At 39.4% G+C, this 22,728-nt stretch carries 13 protein-coding genes; 10 read left to right on the top strand and 3 right to left on the bottom strand.

The features are described from left to right. Window positions 1-86: 86 nt before the first annotated feature. From AC6CH7_RS14420 to purL, 3 genes are all read right to left on the bottom strand, one after another. Window positions 87-1,241, bottom strand: a complete 1,155-nt coding sequence (locus tag AC6CH7_RS14420; RefSeq protein ID WP_498263415.1) for a FecR family protein — start codon at window positions 1,239-1,241, stop codon at window positions 87-89. Window positions 1,242-1,331: 90 nt separating this feature from the next. Then, entirely contained in the window at window positions 1,332-1,922 is a 591-nt protein-coding gene (locus AC6CH7_RS14415) for an RNA polymerase sigma-70 factor (RefSeq protein ID WP_498263414.1), read from the bottom strand. 118 nt (window positions 1,923-2,040) lie between these two features. After that, entirely contained in the window at window positions 2,041-5,706 is a 3,666-nt protein-coding gene (gene purL / locus AC6CH7_RS14410) for a phosphoribosylformylglycinamidine synthase (protein WP_498263413.1), read from the bottom strand. Window positions 5,707-5,784: 78 nt separating this feature from the next. Here purL and AC6CH7_RS14405 point away from each other — a divergent pair, with 78 nt between their 5' ends. The 10 genes from AC6CH7_RS14405 (at window position 5,785) to AC6CH7_RS14360 (ending at window position 22,700) form a co-directional block, all read left to right on the top strand. Continuing rightward, a complete protein-coding gene (locus AC6CH7_RS14405; RefSeq protein ID WP_498263412.1) occupies window positions 5,785-6,489 on the top strand; it encodes a tRNA1(Val) (adenine(37)-N6)-methyltransferase in 705 nt (234 codons plus the stop codon). A 55-nt stretch (window positions 6,490-6,544) separates the two neighbouring features. After that, entirely contained in the window at window positions 6,545-7,036 is a 492-nt protein-coding gene (locus tag AC6CH7_RS14400; protein WP_498263411.1) for a metallophosphoesterase family protein, read from the top strand. Window positions 7,037-7,057: 21 nt separating this feature from the next. Then, the gene (gene fbp / locus AC6CH7_RS14395) at window positions 7,058-8,143 is read left to right on the top strand and encodes a class 1 fructose-bisphosphatase (RefSeq protein WP_498263410.1); all 1,086 of its coding nucleotides are present in this window, start codon (window positions 7,058-7,060) and stop codon (window positions 8,141-8,143) included. Between the two features lie 116 nt (window positions 8,144-8,259). Continuing rightward, window positions 8,260-10,266, top strand: a complete 2,007-nt coding sequence (locus AC6CH7_RS14390; protein WP_498263409.1) for a sialate O-acetylesterase — start codon at window positions 8,260-8,262, stop codon at window positions 10,264-10,266. A gap of 347 nt (window positions 10,267-10,613) precedes the next feature. Next, complete coding sequence (locus tag AC6CH7_RS14385; protein ID WP_498263408.1) at window positions 10,614-13,787, top strand: SusC/RagA family TonB-linked outer membrane protein; 3,174 nt, start codon at window positions 10,614-10,616, stop codon at window positions 13,785-13,787. Between the two features lie 16 nt (window positions 13,788-13,803). Continuing rightward, window positions 13,804-15,711 carry a RagB/SusD family nutrient uptake outer membrane protein gene (locus AC6CH7_RS14380; RefSeq protein WP_498263407.1) on the top strand — a complete coding sequence of 636 codons (1,908 nt, stop codon included), beginning with the start codon at window positions 13,804-13,806 and terminating at the stop codon, window positions 15,709-15,711. Window positions 15,712-15,747: 36 nt separating this feature from the next. Beyond that, entirely contained in the window at window positions 15,748-16,917 is a 1,170-nt protein-coding gene (locus AC6CH7_RS14375) for a DUF5000 domain-containing lipoprotein (RefSeq protein ID WP_498263406.1), read from the top strand. Window positions 16,918-16,955: 38 nt separating this feature from the next. Further along, window positions 16,956-18,161: a DUF4998 domain-containing protein gene (locus tag AC6CH7_RS14370; protein ID WP_498263405.1), complete on the top strand. Its 1,206-nt coding sequence runs from the start codon at window positions 16,956-16,958 to the stop codon at window positions 18,159-18,161. Between the two features lie 56 nt (window positions 18,162-18,217). Continuing rightward, window positions 18,218-19,522, top strand: coding sequence for a GH36-type glycosyl hydrolase domain-containing protein (locus AC6CH7_RS14365; RefSeq protein WP_498263404.1), 1,305 nt, complete (start codon window positions 18,218-18,220; stop codon window positions 19,520-19,522). A 37-nt stretch (window positions 19,523-19,559) separates the two neighbouring features. Continuing rightward, window positions 19,560-22,700, top strand: a complete 3,141-nt coding sequence (locus AC6CH7_RS14360; protein WP_498263403.1) for a GH92 family glycosyl hydrolase — start codon at window positions 19,560-19,562, stop codon at window positions 22,698-22,700. The last annotated feature ends 28 nt before the right edge of the window (window positions 22,701-22,728 follow it).

The raw sequence follows: 22,728 nt of genomic DNA, 5'->3' as shown, positions 1-22,728 counted from the left end.
AGTAAAAAACTGCGGTTCCGATTTTCGGAAAAGGGATGATTAAAGGTTTCTATATGTTAAACCTTTTCATTGGTTATTTAAGGTTTCTATTTAGTTATAATTATTTTTTTTCTGTTTTGTGCGTTTACAATGGTATACTTCAGATCGAAATAGCTCAGAATTTCTAAAGCATTTAATGCGTTTGTGTTTCGATGAATTTCACCCCAAAGTTTGATGTTTGGTATTGGGCCCTTAAACTCGAAGTCAACATCGTACCAGCGTGCCATTTGACGGATCACATTCTTGATGTCGGAATTTTGAAATTGGAATAACCCGTTTTTCCAGGCGATAACGTTTTCTGTTTTAACGCGATTAACTTGTATAATACCATTGTCTTTTAAGTTAGATTGCTGGCCTGGTTTAAGTAGGGCTGATTTGTTGCCTTTACGATGTAAGATCCTGACACTTCCTTCTAGTAGCGTTGTTTCAGTAGTAGGCTCGTCTTCATAGCTATTGATATTGAAATGAGTTCCAATTACCTCCACTTCCTGATCCTGGGTTAATACTTTAAATGGGAGGACTTTATTTTTTGCAACCTCAAAGTATCCTTCTCCTTTTAATTCGACTTCTCTTTTTTTTCCATTGAAGGACGTAGGGAACTTTAAGGATGAAAGTGCATTTAACCAAACATGTGAACCATCAGGAAGGATAATTTGATATTGTCCGCCTTTTGAAGTTGTTATGGTATTTATATTTTTGGGATTTATTTGGTTGGTTTGATTAGAAATTCGGGAGTATGAAATTACGCCTTCTTTGATTTTGGTAATTCTCATGCCTCCCTGATCAGTTACTTTTCCAATGGGTGCGGTTTCCAGATATATTTTAGAACCATCTGCTAAAGTCAAAAAGGTTTTATTGATACCTGGCGCGAAATCTTTTTGACTGGTTTTTGCTGGAGCCTGTGCTATATAATTAGCTGGGGCAGGCTTTTTAAAATAGAAATACAAGGCAGCAGATGCTGACAATACAAGGATTACAGAAGCGGCAATCCGCTGCCATAGGTGTGTGGTTTTTGTTTTATGTGGCTGTGGCAAGGTATGGTAGACATCATAAAGGTCTTTTGTTATGATATCGTCTGTCAGTTCAACTTTAGCTTCTTTTTGAATTTTATTATAGACAGATTCTATCCAGGCTATTTCTTCCTCAGTACATTGTCCTGTCTGATACCTATTCAATAGCTCTTCTATTTTCTTTTTTTCCATACTGACGGATCGTATAATTGTCCTTATTAATCTAAAGACCTTTAAGAAATGTCCAGGGCGTAGAAAAAAATGAAAATTTGTTTGGGTAGCTTAAAGAAGCATTAATATTAGCAATGTAAATAGCACAAGAAAGGCCTCTAGTTTAAGTCTTAAAATTTTTAGGGCATTATTCACCTGTTTTTTTACAGTACTCTCCGACAGGTTTAGCTCACTGGCTATCTCTTTATGTGTGAGGTAAGATTTTCGGCTCATATTCAGGATCTGCCGCATTTTGGCAGGAAGCTCATTGATATGGCTATCAATGATTTCTACAAGTTGTTTTTCTCTGATTGCATGGTCTGTAACTATTTGCATTTCAGTTACGTTGTTCTGTTGTAAGCGCGTAGAATATTTTGATTTAACCTGTTGGTGGGAGATAATCTTTAGGGCCTTGTTACGAACTGCTACATACAAGTATCCGGCAAGATTTGTATTTAAGGTGAAATCCGATCTCCTGTTCCAGAGCGTGGTAAATACATCATGGACTAAATCTTTAACCTCATCTCTATCTTGAAGTATTTTGTACGCACTATTATATAATGCAGAGGAATAGCGAATATATATTTCCGTGAAGGCAGCGTGGTCATCCTTTTTAAATAAAAGAACCAATTCATTATCGGTATAAGATTGGTAGGATAACATGGTTATCTAAACATTGGATTAGATTTGGTTAAGAAGGATGCAAGCTATTGCTACACATCTGTTGTAACCAAATCTAATTATTTTTTAGATAAATGCAATAATGGAAGGGGCTGAGCTCTTATCCTTTATGCGTTTCAACCCATTTACGGGCGTTTACAAAGGCTTCCATCCAAGGTGTAACTTCATCTTTACGTTCTTTAGGATAATTTGCCCAATGCCATTGGAATAATGAACGCTCAATGTGTGGCATCATCACCAGGTGACGACCAGACTCATCGCACATCATTGCTGTGTTGTAATCTGAACCGTTCGGACTTGCAGGATAAGTTTCATAAGCATACTTTGCTATGATTTGATATTTGTCTTCTGAGTAAGGCAACTGGAACCTGCCTTCACCATGGGAAACCCATACACCCAATGTAGTTCCTGCCAATGTAGAAAGCATAACTGAACTGTTTTCTTGTAGGGTTAACGAGGTGAATATACTTTCGTGTTTGCCACTTTCGTTATGCAGCATTTTTGGTTTTTCTGCATGGTCTTTATTGATTAAGCCAAGCTCAACAAAAAGCTGACAGCCATTACAGATTCCTACAGATAATGTATCTGGTCTGCTAAAGAAGTTTTCAAGTGCAATTTTAGCCTTTTCATTGTACATAAAAGCTCCTGCCCATCCTTTGGCTGATCCTAAAACATCGGAGTTAGAGAAACCACCAACCGCGCCAATGAACTGTATATCTTCTAAAGTCTCTCTGCCTGCAATAAGGTCGGTCATGTGAACATCTTTTACGTCAAAACCTGCAAGGTACATGGCATTAGCAAGTTCGCGTTCAGAGTTGCTTCCTTTTTCACGAATAACAGCTGCCTTTGGTCTTGGTTTTGAAACATCAATAACCGGTTTCTTTCCGTCAAACTGAGCAGGGAAGTTGTATTTAAGTACGTGGTTTTTGTAGTTGTCAAAGCGTTCTTTTGCTTTTACAGGTCCACTTTGTCTTTTATCTAGCAGATAAGAAGTTTTGAACCATACATCACGTAAGTGATCAATGTCAAAAGATAATGTATCTGAATTATTTTTTACTTGTAAGCTGGCAGTTGAAGTAACTTCACCAAGTTTATGATAAGTAACGCCATTTGCAGAAAGGGTAGCCTCAACATCCTCGGTTGCCTGGAATACAATACCTATGTTTTCAGCAAAAAGTAACTTAATAATGTCTTGCTCACCTAAAGAAGAAAGATCTAATGATGCGCCAAGATTACGATCAGCAAAGCAAAGTTCCAGTAAAGTAGTTATTAAACCGCCGCTACCTATATCATGTCCTGCTTGTATTTTGTCCGCTTTTATTAATTCCTGAAGTGTGTTGAAAGCATTTTTAAGTTGATCTGCATTTTTAACATCAGGTGTTTCATTGCCAATTCTGTTTAAGATCTGTGCAAATGAAGAACCCCCAAGTTTATACGAGTCGTTAGATAGGTTGATGTAGTAAATTGAACCACCATCTTTTTGTAAAACCGGCTCAACAACTTTAGTGATGTCGTTGCAATTTCCTGCTGCAGAGATAATCACAGTACCAGGTGCAATCACCTCATCGCCCTTATATTTTTGTTTCATCGACAGGGAATCTTTACCTGTTGGGATATTGATTCCTAAGCTGATTGCAAAATCAGAACAAGCTTTTACAGCTTCGTATAATCTGGCATCTTCACCTTCGTTTTTACATGCCCACATCCAGTTGGCTGAAAGAGAAACGCTTTTAAGCCCATCTTTTAATGGTGCCCACAGAATATTAGAAAGAGATTCGGCAATAGCAATACGACTTCCGGCTGCCGGATCAATTAATGCAGAGAGAGGAGCGTGGCCTACTGAAGTTGCAATACCTTCTTTTCCCTGAAAATCTAATGCCATAACACCACAGTTGTTAAGTGGCAATTGTAGTGGGCCTGCACATTGTTGTTTGGCAACGCGGCCACCCACACAACGGTCAACCTTGTTGGTTAACCAGTCTTTAGAGGCAACCGCTTCAAGTTGTAATACTTGTTCCAGATAAACATTTAACTGGGTTTTATCGTAGGTAACCGGCTCGTATTTTCTATCGATGGTTTTGTCTTCCATGATCACCTTTGGAGAACTGCCGAACATGTCTTTCAGTTCAAGGTCCATAGGTTTAGCGCCGGTAGTTGCAGATTCAAATGTAAAGCGGTGATTGCCTGTAACTGTACCTACAGTGTACATTGGAGAACGCTCACGATCCGCAATTTTTTGAAGCGTTTCTATATGTTCTTGTCCGATTACCAGACCCATACGCTCCTGAGATTCGTTGCCAATAATCTCTTTAGCTGAAAGGGTAGGATCACCGACAGGTAATTTATCAAGGTCTATTTTTCCACCGGTCTCTTCAACCAGTTCAGAAAGGCAGTTTAAGTGACCACCGGCACCATGATCATGTATTGATACGATGCTGTTATGATCGCTCTCTACCATGCCACGTACAGCGTTGGCTGCCCTTTTTTGCATTTCAGGATTAGATCTCTGAATGGCATTTAATTCAATTCCACTCCCAAGAGCACCGGTATCTGCAGATGATACTGCAGCGCCACCCATACCAATTCTATAATTTTCTCCTCCAAGGACAACAATTTTATCGCCTTCAGAAGGTTTTTGCTTTTTAGCCTGGCTGGCCTTACCATAACCAACACCACCGGCAAGCATGATTACTTTATCGAAACCAAGTTTGCGTCCGCCTTCTTCATGTTCGAATGTAAGAACAGAACCGGTGATTAGCGGTTGGCCAAATTTATTTCCAAAATCAGTTGCTCCATTAGAAGCTTTGATTAGGATGTCCATTGGAGTTTGGTATAACCATTTTCTTTCTTCAACACCGTTTTCCCAAGGGCGATTTTCTTCCAATCTTGATAAGGCAGTCATATAAACTGCAGTACCAGCCAAAGGTAGTGAGCCTTGTCCACCTGCAAGCCTGTCTCTGATTTCACCGCCTGATCCGGTTGCTGCACCATTAAATGGTTCTACAGTTGTTGGGAAATTGTGTGTTTCTGCTTTTACTGAAATTACCGATTCAAAGTCGCTGATTGCATAATAGTCAGGCTCATCTGCACGTTTAGGTGCAAACTGCTGAACTACCGGGCCTTTAATAAAGGCAACATTGTCTTTGTATGCAGAAACAATATCATTTGGATTTTCTTCTGATGTTTTACGGATCAGTTTGAAAAGAGATGTTGGGTGTTCCACGCCATCAATAACGAATTTACCGTTAAAGATTTTGTGACGACAGTGTTCTGAATTTACCTGAGAAAAACCGAATACTTCTGAATCAGTAAGTGCTCTTCCAAGTCTTTGAGAAAGACCATTTAGGTATTCTACTTCTTCATCACTTAGTGATAAACCTTCTTGTTTGTTATAGGCAGCAATATCGCTAACCTCAATAATCGGTTCCGGTTGTATATTAATGGTATAGATATCCTGATTAAGTTCCTTGTATTTTTGAGATAACATTGGATCGAAGTCAGAAAAACCTTCTTCTACTTTATGAAATTCTTCAATCCTGATGATTCCTTCGATGGCCATATTCTGGGTAATCTCTACCGCATTTGTACTCCATGGAGTTATCATTGCTGCTCGAGGTCCGACAAAAAAATCTGTTAATACGGTTTCCTGCTTTAATTTTGCACCGCCAAACAGCCATTCTAGTTTTGTAATATCAGTATCGGATAAGTTTTGCGCGGTTTGTAAAGCGAAAACTGTATTGGATTGATTGGAGAAGAAATAAATCATTGTAGTGTTTTGAGCCGCAAATTTAGCGTTAAAATTTTAAAACCGCGAGGTTAGAATGTAATATATTCGCAGAAGCGTATGGGAAGTATTTTTAAATTTAAGCAGTTTGAGGTAAACCAGTCGGGTTGTGCCATGAAAATTAATACTGACGGAGTGTTATTAGGTGCTATTGTTCAAAAAAATGACACTAAACAAATACTCGATATTGGAACCGGTACGGGTGTTATTGCTTTAATGCTGGCACAGCGTTTTCCGGATGCACTTGTTGATGCTGTAGAAATAGATGAATCGGCGGCATTAGCAGCGGCTGCTAATTTTAATAATTCTAATTTTTCTGCAAGAGTTAAAGCCCACCATTGTGCTATAGCATCATATAATACCGATATTAAATACGACTTAATTGTTTCCAACCCCCCTTATTTTGTTAATGACCTTAAAAATCCGGAACAAAGAAAAGGGATTGCAAGACATGCTGATCAGGACTTTTTTGAGTTGCTGTTAATGAAAACTTCGGGGCTATTAACTGATGAGGGATGTATTTGGTTAATACTCCCGGTTAAGCAAGCAGAGTTTGTGGTTGCGCGGGCGGCAGCATTTAATCTGGTGCTGGGCGAAAGAATAAATGTTTGTTCTGATGAAAGCAAACCTGTTTTTCGTCATATCATTTGTCTTCAACGGAAAGTGGTTGCGCCAAAGATTAGTGATTTCTTCATTTACAGATCTGAAAAAATTTATACCGAAGCCTATAAGAGATTACTTAAAGATTTCTTGCTGGCTTTTTAGTCGTATAAATATCATTATGCATAGCTTTGTTTGATACTTATTAAGAACATATACTTTGACTAAGATAGGCCTGATTTCTGATACACATGGATTTTTGGATCCAGCGGTTTTTAAACACTTTGCCGATTGCGATGAAATATGGCATGCGGGAGATTTTGGGTCCAATGTAGCCGAAGAGCTTGCAGCCTTTAAACCACTGCGTGGTGTTTACGGAAATATTGATGGTAAAGAGATTAGAGCCCTTTATCCTGAGCATTTGCGTTTTAATTGCGAAAACCTTGATGTATGGATAACACATATTGGTGGTTATCCGGGAAAATATGCTCCGCAGGTAAAGAGTGAAATATACACTAAGCCTCCAAAATTATTTATTACCGGGCATTCACATATTTTAAAGGTGATGTACGACAAGAAAATCGATTGTTTACATATAAATCCCGGTGCAGCAGGAAATTCGGGCTGGCATAAGGTTAAAACTTTAATCAGATTTTCTGTTTCAGAAGAAAAAATACATAACTTAGAGGCCATAGAAATAGGCGTTAGATAACGTATTAAATACACTAAGTATATGTCAGGTATAAAAACACTGGGTCAATTTATAATAGAAAAACAGGCCGATTTCCCCTATGCAAAAGGAGAGCTTTCAAGATTGCTGCGGGATATTGGTATTGCCTCCAAAATAGTTAACCGGGAGGTGAATAAAGCAGGTCTGGTGGATATACTGGGAGCTGCCGGAACCATGAACATTCAGGGCGAAGGGCAACAAAAGCTTGATGTGTATGCCAATACGCAATTTATAAGTGCGCTAACCAGTGGTGGTGAATGTTGTATTGTTGCAACCGAAGAAGAGGATGAGTTTGTGAAAATCGATTCACCGGTATCTAAAAATGCCAAATACATCGTGTGCATTGACCCGCTCGATGGTTCTTCTAATATTGACTGTAATGTTGCTGTAGGAACTATTTTCTCGATTTACAGAAGAAAATCAATAAACGGAGAGGCTACTTTGCAAGACGTTTTGCAAAAAGGAACAGAACAGGTGGCCGCTGGTTATGTAATTTATGGATCCTCAACCATGTTGGTGTATACAACAGGTAAAGGGGTAAACGGCTTTACCTTAGATCCTTCCATCGGAGAGTTTTGCTTGTCTCACCCAAATATGAAGATACCCCCAAATGGAAATATTTATTCCTTAAATGAAGGGAACTATGTCCATTTTCCGGAAGGAGTAAAAAAATATCTAAAATATGTTCAGGTTGAAGATGCGGCTACCAATAGACCATACACCTCGAGGTATATTGGGTCGATGGTAGGCGACATTCATCGGAATTTAATAAAGGGGGGTATATATATTTATCCCACAACTGCCAGATCCCCTAACGGAAAATTGCGGTTATTGTATGAATGTAATCCAATGGCTTTTATAGTTGAACAAGCCGGAGGAGTTGCCTCGGATGGTTTTAACAGGATATTAGAAATAGAACCAACAGAACTGCATCAGCGCACAGCTATATTTATAGGCTCAGAACATATGGTTCATGTTGCAGAGTCATTAATGATGGAATTCTCTCCTGAAAAGAAATCAGATTCCCGTTATGTTTCTGGTACTGAGGCTAAACTAGAGCAGATGGGGGTAGTGGGTGGCATAGATTAATAGATGCTTTTTGTTAAATGAAAATATATTAATATTTAATATGTTTGTGCACAGCGGTATCCGGTTCTAATAGTTTATAGCGATCTGGTATTGCATTATGTATCCAAATTAGACAAATGAACATCTTGAACCTCAATTCCGTTAAATTCTTTAAAGGCGGCTTATTGCTTGCCTCATTATTTTTAAGCGCTGTAGTGCAGGCAAAGGTAACTTTGCCTGCTGTATTTAGTGATAACATGGTGTTTCAACAAAAAACCAATGTTGCCATCTGGGGAAATACTGATGCAGGAAAGACTGTCAAAGTTACCGCTACCTGGAATAATAAAACTTATACCGCTAAAGCGGGTAGTGATGGAAAGTTTAAGGTTTTGTTGCCGACTCCTTCCTATGGCGGTCCATATAACATTAATATTTCTGATGGAGACGTCACAAAGTTAAGCAATGTGCTTATTGGTGATGTTTGGATTTGCTCAGGGCAATCTAACATGGAAATGCCATTGGCAGGATGGGGAAAAGTCAATAATTATGAACAGGAAATAAATGATGCAAATTATCCGAATATCAGATTGTTGCACACTGTTCAGGTAACCAGCAATTCGCCGTTAGAAGATGCTAAGGTGTATAATGATGGGTGGCAAGCATGTACACCAAAATATGTTGCGAACTTTTCATCAGTAGCCTACTTTTTTGCCCGCGAGATCAATAAAAAAACAGGTGTCCCTATTGGATTGATAAATACCTCATGGGGTGGTACTATTGCGGAGGCCTGGACTAGCGCAGGTACACTTAAAACTATACCGGATTTTGTGGAAGCAGTTAACAAGATTGAAACTTCCGGTAAAGATAATGATGCTTCTAGCTTTAAGCAGAAATTGGAGGTCTGGCAAAAGCTGGTATTAGATAAAGACGCTGGTATAGCTCAGGGCAAGCCTGTATGGTTGGATGCTTCACTTGACGTTGCATCATGGAAAAGCATGGCTTTACCCTCGTTGTGGGAGAAGAGTGGGATGCCTGACTTTGATGGAGTTGTTTGGTTTAGAAAAAATATAACGATCCCTCAATCATGGGCGGGTAAAGGGGTAAAGATTAATTTGGGTACTATAGATGATAATGACGTTACTTTTTTTGATGGAGAAAAAATCGGTCAAACAGAAGGATTTAATGTGCCACGTACTTATACTATCCCTGCAAATAAAGTAAAAGCAGGAACGTTTGCTCTGGTAGTAAGGGTGTTTGATGGTGCCGGTGATGGTGGTCTTTACGGCGATAAAAATGCATTATCATTGGTGTCTGCAAATGGAGAGCGTTTATCGCTTGATGGAGATTGGCAATACAAGTTGGGGTTAAATTTAAAAGACGTGGCACCTATGCCCGCTTCAAATGATGGCCCTAACAGAGTAACGGTACTGTATAATGCGATGATCAATCCTTATTTGCAATTCCCGATTAAGGGGGCTATTTGGTACCAGGGTGAAAGTAATGCCGGCCGGGCAAATCAATATCGTAAACTCTTTCCTGCAATGATTAAAGATTGGAGAAAAAGCTGGAATCAACCAAACTTTCCGTTTTACTTTGTTCAACTTGCTAATTTTATGCAGGCAGTAAGGGAGCCGAAGCCTTCTGAATGGGCAGAGTTAAGAGATGCACAGCGTGAAACACTTTCGCTTCCAAATACCGGGATGGCCGTCTCTATTGACATAGGAGATGCCGTCGATATTCATCCAAAAAACAAACAGGATGTTGGTAAGCGGTTAGCATTTATAGCACTTGCTAAAGATTATGGAGTTAAAATTCCTTATAGCGGCCCAGTATACCAATCACAAAAAATTGAGGGTAATGCAATAGAACTGACCTTTGGATCTACCGATGGCGGTTTAAAAGCTAGCGATGGAGCAGAGTTAAAGGGTTTTGCTGTAGCCGGTTCCGATCAGAAATTCTATTGGGCTAAGGCTGTAATAAAAGGAAATCAGGTTATTGTTAGTAGTGCTGAAGTACCTAACCCTGTCTCGGTAAGATATGCCTGGGCTGATAACCCGCAGTGTAATTTTGTAAATGGTGCGGACCTTCCGGCGTCGCCATTCAGAACTGATAACTGGCCCGAAATCACTTTGGGGAAGAAATAGATCAAATAGGTTAGCAAAAAAATCGTTCCAGGATTCTGAGTTTACTTCGGAATCCTGGAACGATTTTTTTTTTGATTTTATTTACTTATGCGTGCTCTTATTCCTTGAAAATGTATTTTTTATTTTAAGTATGTATTAACATTGTGGGTGGCGTTTTGGTTTTTACTAGTTCCAAATCTCAGTTTTTGTGCTTTTTTAAAGACTATTGGCCTGATTTTCAGATTTTTTTTTAAAAAATTTGATTATATAAAATTAATATGTAACTATGTATGTACAAGTGTTATGCTGATCATTGTATTAAATAACATACTTAACCAAATAAAACCAGTCAAACTAAACCAATTACTATGTATCAAAGAATTTTTACTTATTTAAAAGTGAAATACCTTTGTTGTTCCTTATTGTTAATAATTGCGACTTTCTCATCTATGGCGCAATCAGTGGTAAGGATAACAGGTAAAGTAACAGATGCAGGAGGTGGGGCGCTACCAGGCGTAAGTGTTGTGTTAAAGGGGAGCAATAATGGTGTTGTAACTTCAGCAGATGGAGTGTTCGCTGTTAACGTTAATGAAGGAAAGGGTATTCTTGTTTTCTCTTTTGTGGGATACAAGAAACAGGAGGTTAATATTAATGGAAGAAAAACAATTAACGTTACACTTGTGGAAGACAACAACGTTTTGGACGATGTTGTTGTTGTGGCATATGGCCAGCAGAAAAAAGAAAGTATGGTTAGTTCTATTACTGCCATCAATCCGAAAGAGCTAAAAGGCCCAACCAGTAATTTAACAACAATGCTTGCAGGACGATTATCAGGTGTTGTTGCCTACCAAAGAAGCGGAGAGCCAGGTGCTGATAATGCACAGTTTTTTATCCGCGGAATTACCACTTTTGGTTCTGGCAAGGTTGATCCCTTGATTTTGATTGATGGAATGGAATCTACATCCAATGCCTTAGCCAGGCTACAGCCGGATGACATAGCTGGGTTTTCTGTTCTAAAAGACGCTGCGGCGTCATCACTATACGGAGCAAGAGGGGCAAATGGGGTGGTTCTGGTTACCACAAAATCTGGTATTGATGGTTCTACAAAATTTAATGTCAGGTTTGAAAACTCGCTATCTACCAATACCCAAAATTTTAAGCTTGCGGACAACATTACTTATATGAATTTGGCCAATGAGGCCGTATTGACAAGGAACCCTCTGGGGGTACTCCCATATTCTCAAACCAAAATTGATCGAACTGCAGCTGGCATGAATCCGATGTTGTATCCCAGTAACAATTGGATAGATATGTTAATAAAGGATTATACCATGAACCAACGGTTTAATATGAACATGACTGGTGGGGGGAAGGTTGCCCAATATTATATCGCAGGAACATTTAATCAGGATAACGGTGTACTGAAATCGGAAAGCGGGAATAATTTTGATAACAATGTAAATCTGAAAAGTTATGAAGTACGTTCAAATGTAAATGTAAAATTGACCCCTACCACAGAAGGAATAGTGAGGACATCGGGAAGTTTTGATGACTATAATGGGCCAGTTGGTGGTTATGACCAAAAAGGCAACAGGATTAATGGTGGTTCGGTAGTTTTTGCAAGTGCTCTGGCCTCAAATCCGGTATCTTTTCCTGCAATCTTTCCGTCATCAGCCTTGTCGAAAGTAAACCACCCATTATTTGGTAATGCAACGCTTTCAGGAGAAGGTCCTGGCTATGTAAACCCATATGCAAGAATGGTTTCGGGTTTTCAGCAGTACAACACTTCCACGCTTAATGTACAATTAGAGGTGAAGCAGGATCTTAAGTTTTTAACCTCTGGCCTTAGTGCAAGGTTAATGGCTTATACGCAGAGGTATTCTTATTTTGATGTAAGCAGGGCATATAATCCTTTCTATTATTCCGCAAGTCCAACAAGCGCCGATGGTAAAAATTACAGTGTCAGTTTGCTGAATGAAGAAGATGCAACCGAGTATCTGAACTACCGTGAAGGAAATAAAGTCCTGAATACAACAACCTATATGGAAGCTGCGGTAAATTATAGTAAAACAATCGGGCAAAAACATGCAATTACAGGCCTTTTAGTAACCCTTTTAAGAAACTATCTTAATGCCAATGCCGGAGATTTACAACAATCACTCCCTTTTAGAAATCAAGGGCTGTCCGGCAGGTTTACCTATGGGTATGATGACAGATATATTCTTGAAGCAAATTTTGGTTACAATGGTTCTGAACGTTTTGCCAGCAATCACAGATATGGTTTCTTCCCTTCTATTGGATTAGCATGGAATGTTTCTAATGAGAAATTCATGACTTCAATCAGCAAAGTGGTTTCCAGGCTTAAATTCAGAGCAACCTATGGTTTGGTTGGTAACGACCAGATCGGAGACAACGGCTCCAGGTTCTTCTACTTATCCAATGTAAACCTCAGTGATCTAACCAGGGGAGCCTGGTTTGGTACCAATTATGGCTATAACAGAAATGGGATCTCTATTTCACGTTATGCGAATAATGACATTACCTGGGAACAGGCGAAAACAACCAATTTAGGAATGGATGTGGGATTGTTTAATAGTATGAACCTCATTGTAGATGTTTATAGACAGCACCGCACAAATATATTAATGACAAGAGCATATATTCCCAATACAATGGGTTTAAGTGCCGGTATCCAGGCAAATGTTGGAGAGGTAAAGGGCCAGGGAATTGACGTTTCCTTAGATTACAACAAGAATTTTGGTGATATGTGGTTACAGGGGCGGGGTACATTTACTTATGCTACAAGTAAGGTTATTGTAAACGAGGAACCAAAATATTCAGCTAACCTTTCTTACTTGTCTAAAGTAGGAAACCCAATTAGTCAGGTTTACGGTTTAATAGCTGAGCGTCTGTTTGTTGATGATGAAGAAGTGAAAAACTCGCCCTATCAAAATTTCGGAGAGGTTAAAGGAGGAGATATTAAATATCGCGATGTAAATGGCGATGGCCAAATCACATCTCTGGATGTTGTGCCGTTAGGGTTGCCTACTACGCCTGAAATTATTTTTGGTTTCGGTTTATCCATGGGCTATAAAAATTTTGATATCAGTGGATTTTTTCAAGGGTCCGGAAGGTCATCATTTTGGGTAGATCCTGCTAAAATTACTCCATTTGCTTTTAATGCGGGCGCACAAAATGGGCTGCTGGAAGTAATTGCTAACGATCATTGGTCTGAAGATAACAGAAATATACAGGCATTCTGGCCAAGGTTAGATCAAAATATAAGTTTAAATAATACGCAAGTCTCTAACTGGTGGATGAGAAACGGATCTTTCCTGAGATTGAAAACTGTGGAGATTGGCTATAACATACAAGAAAAAGCGTTGCGTAGGTTGCATATTGGTGGCATTAGGTTGTACGCCAATGGAAGCAATCTGTTTGTTAAAAGCAGCTTTAAACTTTGGGATCCGGAACAGGGAAGTAATGGCTTAGGATATCCTGTACAAAAGGTATTCAATTTTGGGCTCAATGTACAGTTCTAATTTAAAAGGAATCAATATGAAAATATTTAAGATATATCTTATTCTATCAGTTGCAGCTTTAATGGTTGTAGTGCCTTCATGTAAGAAAAGTTTTCTGGATGTGGTACCTGATAATGTGGCAACAATTGATAATGCGTTTGCCAATCGAAACGAGGCAGAAAAATTTCTCTTTACCATTTATAACAATTTGCCCCAGGAGGGCCATCCGGAAACTAATCCGGCCATGAATACAGGTGATGAGTTTTGGATCTACTGGCCAATAAGCGGTGAGGATTTTTGGTCACTTGATCCGTATAATATTGCACGGGGGCTTCAAAATAAAGTGTCGCCAAACATGAATTATTGGGATTCTTTTGACGGTAAGTCTATGTGGCAGGGAATTAGGAACTGTAATATTCTATTGGAGAATATTGACAAGCCTGTAGATCTTGAACCTTATGTGAAATCAAGATGGATAGCTGAGGCTAAATTCCTTAAAGCATACTTCCACTGGTATTTATTCAGGATGTATGGACCTATTCCTATAATCGATAAGAATTTACCAATTACTGCTTCAATAGATGAAGTAAAAGTAATGCGTCAGCCGGTTGATTCTGTTGTAAACTATATTTCTAATCTATTGGACGAGGCTGCAGGCGATGGTAATACAGGCTTGCCTGATAAAATTACAAGTTTGGCGACGGAATTAGGTAGAGTAACCAGACCTGCAGCACTTGCCATTAAAGCCAGGTTATTAGTTACGGCGGCTAGTCCTTTATTTAATGGGAACAGTGATTTTAGTAATTTCAAGAATATTGATGGCACATCTTTGTTTAATACCACTTTCGACCAAAATAAATGGGTTAAAGCTGCCACTGCCTGTAAAGCAGCAATTGAGGCTTCCAATACGGCGGGCGTTAGTTTATATCGGTTTGTCCCAGGAGCAATTTCTGTAGACGAGGAGACTAAAATTGAGATGAACATCAGGAATGCCGTATGTGAGAAATGGAATAGTGAATTGATTTGGGGTAATACCGCTTATGGCACACCAACAAACTCATTACAATTATATGCCTGCCCTCAATTGCAAGCCAACTTCGTGAATTTAAGCCTGAAAGGGCAATTGGCGCCCACGATGAAGATGGCAGAATTGTTCTATACAAAAAATGGAGTTCCGATAACTGAGGACAAAACCTGGGATTATGCGAACAGGTTTAACTTAAGGTCAACCACTGCAAATGATAAAGCACTGCAGGAGAATTATCAGACAGTAGGTCTGCATTTCGACAGAGAACCACGTTTTTATGCAGATATGGCCTTTGATGGCTCAAAATGGTTTATGCAGGATGGCATGCACCTTATTCAGAGTAAATCGGACCAGCCTACTGGTAAAAAACAAAGCAGGCTTTATTCTGTAACAGGATACTATACAAAAAAGCTGGTTAACTGGAATTTGGTAGAAACACAGACAGCTGTAAATGTTGAATCTTACCCGTGGCCGGTGATGAGGTTAGGGGATCTTTATATGCTTTATGCCGAAGCTGCAAATGAAACAGATGATCCAACAACGGCATTAAATTATATGAACCTGATCAGAGAGAGGGCGGGTCTGAAATCTGTTGAGCGTTCCTGGGCTAATTTTTCGAAAAACCCTACAAAGTATACCACAAAGAATGGACTTAGAGACATCATTCAGCAGGAACGATTAATCGAAATGGCATTTGAAGGTAGTCGTTTCTGGGATTTAAAACGATGGAAAAAAGCATCTCAGGTGTTAAATCAGCCAATATATGGCTGGGATATCATCCGGGCAAGTTATGAGGATTATAACAGGAGGGTGTTACTGTTTAATCAATCTTTTGTTAGTCCTAGGGATTACTTCTGGCCAATTAGCGAAAACAATTTTCTTGCAAATCCCAAGCTGGTACAAAACCTTGGGTGGTAATAATTGAAATGATCACTTTAAAATAGAGTTAAGCTAATGAAAAGATTCATATACATATGGTTTGCAGGAGCGATTTTCTTCTTCGTTCCCGGGTGCAAACAAACTGAGCTTACCACACTTGTTAGCGATGGTGTTGCTCCTGGCCCTATTACAAATGCTGTGGTTGAAAATCTCAGCGGTGCGGCCAAAATAACCTACAAATTACCTCCAGATCAGGATTTGCTTTATGTAAAAGCTTTATATACGTCCAAACAAGGAGCTGTAAGAGAAACGAAGGTCAGTTATTATAATAATAACCTTACTGTTGAGGGATTTGGTGATACCAGTGCCTATGAAGTAAAATTGTATGCGGTTGACAGAGGAGAGAATGTGTCGCTGCCACTATCTGTTACCGTTGAGCCTAAAAAAGCACCATTTTTGATTGTTCGTGACAGTATTCAAGTTGTGTCGGATTTTGGCGGTATCAGTGTGTCCTTTAAAAATCAAACCGAGAACAACATTGCGATTGTAGTTCTTGCGAATGATTCACTTGGAAACTTTACGCCAATAAATACAAATTATACGAATTTAAAACAGAGCAGTTTTAGTGTAAGGGATTTGAAGTCGGTAGATACAAAATTCGGCATCTACATACGCGACAGATGGGGCAATGTGTCAGACACATTAATAACCACTCTAAAGCCACTGTTCGAGGTGAAATTAGACAGAACAAAGATGAAAGGTGTGAGTTTGCCTACGGATGCACCTTTGGGGTATAGCGGAGCTATTTCCTATTTATTCGATGGAGACCTTGGTAATGGGGGGTACTATCATACGGGTGATGCTGCAAAAATGCCTCAGTGGTTCACTTATGATATGGGGGTAGCTGTTAAATTGAGCAGGATGAGTTGGTTTATGAGGCAAGGCTTCTATTATAATTTGCATAATCCAAGGAAAGTGGAGATATGGGGATCAAATAATCCAAGTCCGGATGGGAGTTTCAGTAACTGGGAGTTGATAGCTACGCACGAACAGATAAAACCATCAGGATTACCCAATGGACAGCTTTCAAATGCAGATAATGAAGCTGCGGCTGCAGGGGAAACAATTACATTTCCATTAGAGGTGCCAAAAGTGAGATATATCAGGTTTAAAACTTTAAGGAATTGGTCTGATGGTACATATGTGAATTTTAATGAGATATATATGTGGGGGGCGCCCGAATAGCAGGTGGAACAGAACTATAAATAATGATTAAGGAAATTATGAAAACTATAAAATATTTTACCAGTATTTTTTTTGCTGCCACATGTCTCTTTATTATTTCATGTACCAAAGAAGATGACTATAAGAAATATACGGTGGGTGGCGAAATTACTTATCCGGCAAGAATCGATTCCGTAATTGTTCAACCCGGAGATCAGCGGGTACGGCTAAGATTGGCATTGGGGAGTGACCCTTCGATAACAAGAGTGAAAGTGTTTTGGAATAATCGAGCTGATTCTGCTGAGTCAACCGTTACCAGAACGCAACCTGTAGATACTGTTGACATGATTATCGAAAACCTGAATGAGGGTGTGTATAATTTTGACGTTTATACTTATAACAGTAAAAATAACGTATCAGTAGTTAAGCATGGCTCAGGAAATGTTTATGGAGAAAATTATGCCAGTACTTTGTCTAACCGTACCATTCAGACTTTAACTCAGGCAGCTAATGGAAATGTGTTGATTAACTGGCTTTCACCGCTTAGTGGCGAAAAGGAAATAGAACTGAAATATAAAAACAGTAAAGGTGACGATGTAACGCAGAAGGTTTCAGGAAATGCAATGAGTACCGAAATTATTGATTATAAAGGTAAGACCACGCTTTTATGGCGATCGGTTTTTTTGCCAGATAGTAGTGCTTTCGATACGTTTACCCAGGATTACTCAACCATAGACCTTCCAGAATACGAAAGACAATTGCAAAAATCAGGGTTCTCCGAAAAAATTCTTCCAACAGATGTTCTTGAAGGAGGATTTGGTTGGCTAATGCCTTCTTTATGGAATGATACCTATACCGGCAATGGTTTCGCGACTCAGCCTGGCAAACCATTACCTGTGTGGTTTACGTTTGATACCGGAGTTTCTAACCGAATAAACAGATTTAGCTATTGGATGCCCCAGGATAGAATTTTTAATTTGGAGGCTGTTAAGTCATTCGAAATTTGGGGAAGTAACAATCCTGCCGCTGATGGCAGTTGGGCAAGCTGGACATTACTGAGGACTTGCGAAAGCATTAAGCCCTCGGGATCACCGATAGGCACAAATACAGACGAAGATGTGGAGGCGGCGGCTGTAGGACAGGAATTTATTATGCCTGATGGAACTCCAAAAACTCGCTTTATACGCATTAAAGTGCTTTCAAATTGGGGTAATGGTCCGTTTCAGGCCCTGGGTGAATTTACATTTTACACCAAAGAACATTAATTTCTAACTAAATTGAACACTTTAAATACTACACACAAATAATAAATCCGTTACTAATGAATTTAAGAAAAATAGTAATAATATGCTTTGCAGGTTTAATGAGTTGTCCATATACATATGGCCAGCAGTTGTCAAAGAAACAAAACATAAGCAAGGTCCAGTCTGTCAAAATAATAGCAGATTCTGTAAAGACAATGGCCGAAAACTTAATTAAGACTGGTTTTACCGCCGGCGATGGTTACGGAGAAGTATGGATTCGTGATTTTAATACATTTATGGATGTGTCTTGCAAAGTCAATGATAAAACGATCATCAAAAAACACATACTTACCTTTTTTCAATTTCAACAACCAGATGGGGGCATTTTGGATGGTTATGTGCCTGTTAAAAATGGAAATATACCCTATAACTACTACCATTCTAAGTTAGCTCCTGACTATGCCGGGCACAAAAACACGGTTGAGACAGATCAGGAAAGCTCGTTGATTCAGGCCATAGCTAAATATATTCGGGGCACTGGTGATAAGACAATACTTGCTGAAATAATTGATGGTGTAACTGTTCAAAAACGTTTAGAACAAGCTATGGATTTTCTGCTTAAACAGCGCTTTGAAAAGAAATATGGATTGTTATGGGGTGCCACGACTGCAGACTGGGGAGATGTTCAGCCTGAGCACGATTGGGGAGTAGTGCTAGATTCCAATTCTCATAGAACAATAGATATTTATGATAATGCAATGTTTGTAATTGCCATTAACGATTTTCTGAATATGGCCAGCTTATCTGCGAAAGATCAAAAGTATTGGAAAGGCGTTAGAAGCAGTTTTGTGGAAAATATTAGAAAATACCTTTGGGACGTTAAGCAGCAGAAATTTATACCGCATATTTATTTAAATGGCTCTCCGTTTCCTGCATCATTTAATGAATCTGAGATTTATTATCATGGTGGAACTGCCATTGCAATTGAAGCTGGCCTTTTAAGTAAAAAAGAAGTTAAAGCCGCTTACGATAAGATGCAGGATAATGTTAAAAGAGCTAATGCATCTACAATTGGATTAACCCTTTATCCTGTATATCCGCAAGGTTTTTTTAAGAATGGGGGCATGGGGCCATATTCTTATCAGAATGGAGGAGACTGGACGTGGTTTGGCGGAAGAATGGTTTCGCAGCTTATCCGGTATGACCTTTTAGATGAAGCAAAAGAGGCGATAGAACCAATGCTAAAAAGGGTGTTAAAGAACAAAGGATTCTACGAATGGTATACGCCGGATAACCAACCTAAAGGGTCGTCAAGTTTTAGAGGGGAGGCAGGGGTTTTATGGTCGGCCATTACAGAATTAGAACATAAAACCAATAAGTAAATCAAGGTTTAATTCCGTGAATGCAATTAAAATGGATATGAAGATAAATAAACTGAAAATAATTAAAGGTTCTCTGGCAACTGTGCTTTGTTTTATAATTACAGCTGCTAATGCACAAAGGAAAGTGATTTGGGAAATCGGCAAAGCTGATAACAAAAGCGAGGGAATGGCACTTGCCCCATCTGGTTACAAACATTTTCTGGATCAGGATTTTGGATGGGAGGATCGGTTCTATCTGGTAGGCTTCTCTAGTCCTGAAAAAGATTGGCCTTATGTTTTACCCGGAGCCAAAGATGCTTGGGGTGGAACGGGGGGGACATCCGGTCTAAGAACTAACAATGCAAATATCCTTTTTGGTTTAGAACAGGTGCCCAAACAAGGCGACTGGAAATTTGTAGTCGATCTTGTTGGCTACCAAGGAGATGTTCCGCCGCTATTTAAAGTTACTATAAATGGGAAATCCTTTATCAGGCAGTTGCCAAAAGATGAGACAAGCAGTGTTGTTTATGGAGATCTAAAAGCAGCAAAAGAGTATAAAATTGAAATTCCACTTAAATCAACGATATTACGTAAAGGAGGGAATGAGATTCTTATGACCTCACTTGATGGTTCATGGATGGTGTTTGATCAAGTTAAACTAGAGGGGCCAAATAGTGTAAAAGTGACTTCAGGGAATCACGTTTTTTTAAGAAATGTAAAAGCAGCAGATTATGAGATAGAAAACGGAACTAAAAGAGTTCAGCCCTTGCTGGTGGATGCGCAACATCTATCGGGACAACCTGTGCTTACTGTTAAGTTAGATGGAGAACAAATTTTTAAGGAACGTTTGGATACTGCAAGATATCAATTTGAAGTGCCCATGCCCGCGGTAAAGGCAGAAAAGACAAGTACCTATGAAATTTTTAGCGATAATATATTATTGGAGCGTGGCACGGTTAACAGAGCTATGCATAAATTGTTTACATCGGTTGATTATGTAGATACTAAAATGGGGACCGCGCATTCACGATGGATGATAGCGCCCGGCCCATGGATGCCTTTTAGTATGGTGAAATTAAGTCCTGATAATCAGAATGCGGGATGGTCAGGTGGTTATGATCCTACCTTTGAAAGCGTTGGTGTTTTTAGCCATATTCATGAGTGGACAATGGCAGGGTTGGGAATGTTGCCTGTAAATGGCCCCTTGAAAATTAAGGTTGGAGACCAACGCAAAAAAGGGGATGGCTATCGTTCCCAAATCGATAAATCAACGGAAGAAGCACCTCTTGGTTATTATAAGGTAATGTTAACTGATTACAACATTAAAGCAGAATTGACAGCTACTACAAGGTGCGGTTTTCAACGCTATACTTATCCGAAAGCAACCAATTCGAGAGTAATGATTGATTTGCAGATCCCTGCCGAATATGGTTATCAATTAAAAGATGTTACCCTCCGAAAGGTTAATGATCATCGCATTGAGGGTGTTACAAGGCAGTTTACTCCAAACGCATGGTCTGGCGATGTTAATCAGGATTATAAGATTCATTTTGTTATTGAATTTGATCAGCCAATTAAAAAGTTCGGAAGCTGGCTTAATGATAATATAGGCGACAAAGACATTATAGATGCTGGCCCGGTTAAAGACGCTGGTGCCTATGTGGAGTTCGATACCAGAACTAATCAAGTGGTGCAGGTACGTACAGGAATCTCTTTGGTAAGTATAGAAAATGCATCAAAGAATTTGGAAAATGAAGTGGTTAAGCCATATGGATGGAGTTTTGATAGGGTGCGCAATGGACAGCGTGATGCCTGGAATAAGTTAATGGGTAGATTAACCATCAGTACAAATGACCGACGCGAAAAGGTAAGGTTTTATAGTAATATGTATAGGGCATTAGCAAGTCGCAATACATGGAGTGATACCGATGGACGTTGGGTTGATGCTACTCAAAAGATTCAACAGTTAAAGGACCCTGAAGCATTGGCTTTGGGCTGCGATGCCTTTTGGAACACCTTTTGGAATCTGAACCAATTCTGGAATCTGGTAACACCAGAATGGTCTTCCAAATGGGTGAAATCTCAGCTGGCAATGTATGATGCTAATGGCTGGCTGGCAAAAGGACCCGCAGGAATGAATTATGTGCCCGTTATGGTAGCTGAGCACGAGATTCCACTTATTATTGGAGCGTATCAGATGGGAATTCGTGATTTCGATGCCCAAAAAGCCTTTAGTGCAGTATACAAAATGCAAACTACACCAGCGCAAAAGGTAGGACTTGGTTTTGCAGGTAACAGAGATTTGGTAACTTATTTAAAACACAAGTACGTGCCTTACGATGAGGGGAGGTTCTCTAATACACTGGAATATTCGTACGATGACTGGACAGTTGCACAATTTGCAAAGGCATTAGGGAAAAAGGATATAGCAGATGAGTTTACCTTACGGTCTAACTATTGGAGAAATGTGATAGATAAAGAAACAGGATATGCGCGTCTTCGCAAGTCTGACGGTAGTTGGTTTCCAGATTTCGACCCTTTTAAATCTGGAGCGAATAAGCATTATGTAGAAGGTAATGCATGGCAATTAACTTATTTTGTTCCTCAGGATGTGCCTGCCCTGGCCAAAGAAATTGGCGAAGATAAATTTATAGACCGTTTGTCATGGGGTTTCGGCGAAAGTAGTAAGCTACGTTATAACGCGCCGGGCGATCAATATTGGGATTATCCTGTGATTCAAGGCAACCAGCAATCTATGCATTTCGCTTTCCTTTTTAATTGGGTAAAGAAACCATGGCTTACGCAGTATTGGAGTAGGTCAATAATAGATCGCTATTATGGTTATGAACTGGCAAATGCATATCTGGGAGATGAAGATCAGGGGCAAATGAGTGCCTGGTTTATTATGGTCTCGCTAGGCCTCTTTCAGACAGATGGAGGCTGCAGTGTAGATCCCGTATATGAAATAGGAAGCCCACTTTTTTCTAGTGTAACCATTGATTTAGGTGGACAATACGGTAGAGGGAAAAGTTTTACTATAGAGGCTCCAAATGTTTCCAGGGCAAATAAATATGTACAAAGTGCTACACTCAATGGAAAAACATTGGAATCATTTAAATTCCCAGCTAGTGAACTGCTAAAGGGCGGTAAGCTGGTGTTGAAAATGGGCGCTCAACCAAATAAAAGCTGGGGACTTTAGCATTGTATGAAATGTCGATTGTTTAAGG

The sequence above is a fragment of the Pedobacter sp. GQ55 genome (genome assembly GCF_059758925.1).
Note: the sequence above shows the minus strand (reverse complement) of the source record. Positions and strands in the feature narration are given on the sequence as shown.

Bases quoted from the DNA above. Each gene is read 5' to 3' on its own strand.
- purL (WP_498263413.1), bottom strand. From the start codon at position 5,706: ATGATTTATTTCTTCTCCAATCAATCCAATACAGTTTTCGCTTTACAA.
- AC6CH7_RS14375 (WP_498263406.1), top strand. From the start codon at position 15,748: ATGAAAAGATTCATATACATATGGTTTGCAGGAGCGATTTTCTTCTTC.
- AC6CH7_RS14365 (WP_498263404.1), top strand. From the start codon at position 18,218: ATGAATTTAAGAAAAATAGTAATAATATGCTTTGCAGGTTTAATGAGT.
- AC6CH7_RS14420 (WP_498263415.1), bottom strand. From the start codon at position 1,241: ATGGAAAAAAAGAAAATAGAAGAGCTATTGAATAGGTATCAGACAGGA.
- AC6CH7_RS14390 (WP_498263409.1), top strand. From the start codon at position 8,260: ATGAACATCTTGAACCTCAATTCCGTTAAATTCTTTAAAGGCGGCTTA.
- AC6CH7_RS14415 (WP_498263414.1), bottom strand. From the start codon at position 1,922: ATGTTATCCTACCAATCTTATACCGATAATGAATTGGTTCTTTTATTT.
- AC6CH7_RS14385 (WP_498263408.1), top strand. From the start codon at position 10,614: ATGTATCAAAGAATTTTTACTTATTTAAAAGTGAAATACCTTTGTTGT.
- AC6CH7_RS14405 (WP_498263412.1), top strand. From the start codon at position 5,785: ATGGGAAGTATTTTTAAATTTAAGCAGTTTGAGGTAAACCAGTCGGGT.
- AC6CH7_RS14380 (WP_498263407.1), top strand. From the start codon at position 13,804: ATGAAAATATTTAAGATATATCTTATTCTATCAGTTGCAGCTTTAATG.
- AC6CH7_RS14360 (WP_498263403.1), top strand. From the start codon at position 19,560: ATGAAGATAAATAAACTGAAAATAATTAAAGGTTCTCTGGCAACTGTG.
- AC6CH7_RS14370 (WP_498263405.1), top strand. From the start codon at position 16,956: ATGAAAACTATAAAATATTTTACCAGTATTTTTTTTGCTGCCACATGT.
- fbp (WP_498263410.1), top strand. From the start codon at position 7,058: ATGTCAGGTATAAAAACACTGGGTCAATTTATAATAGAAAAACAGGCC.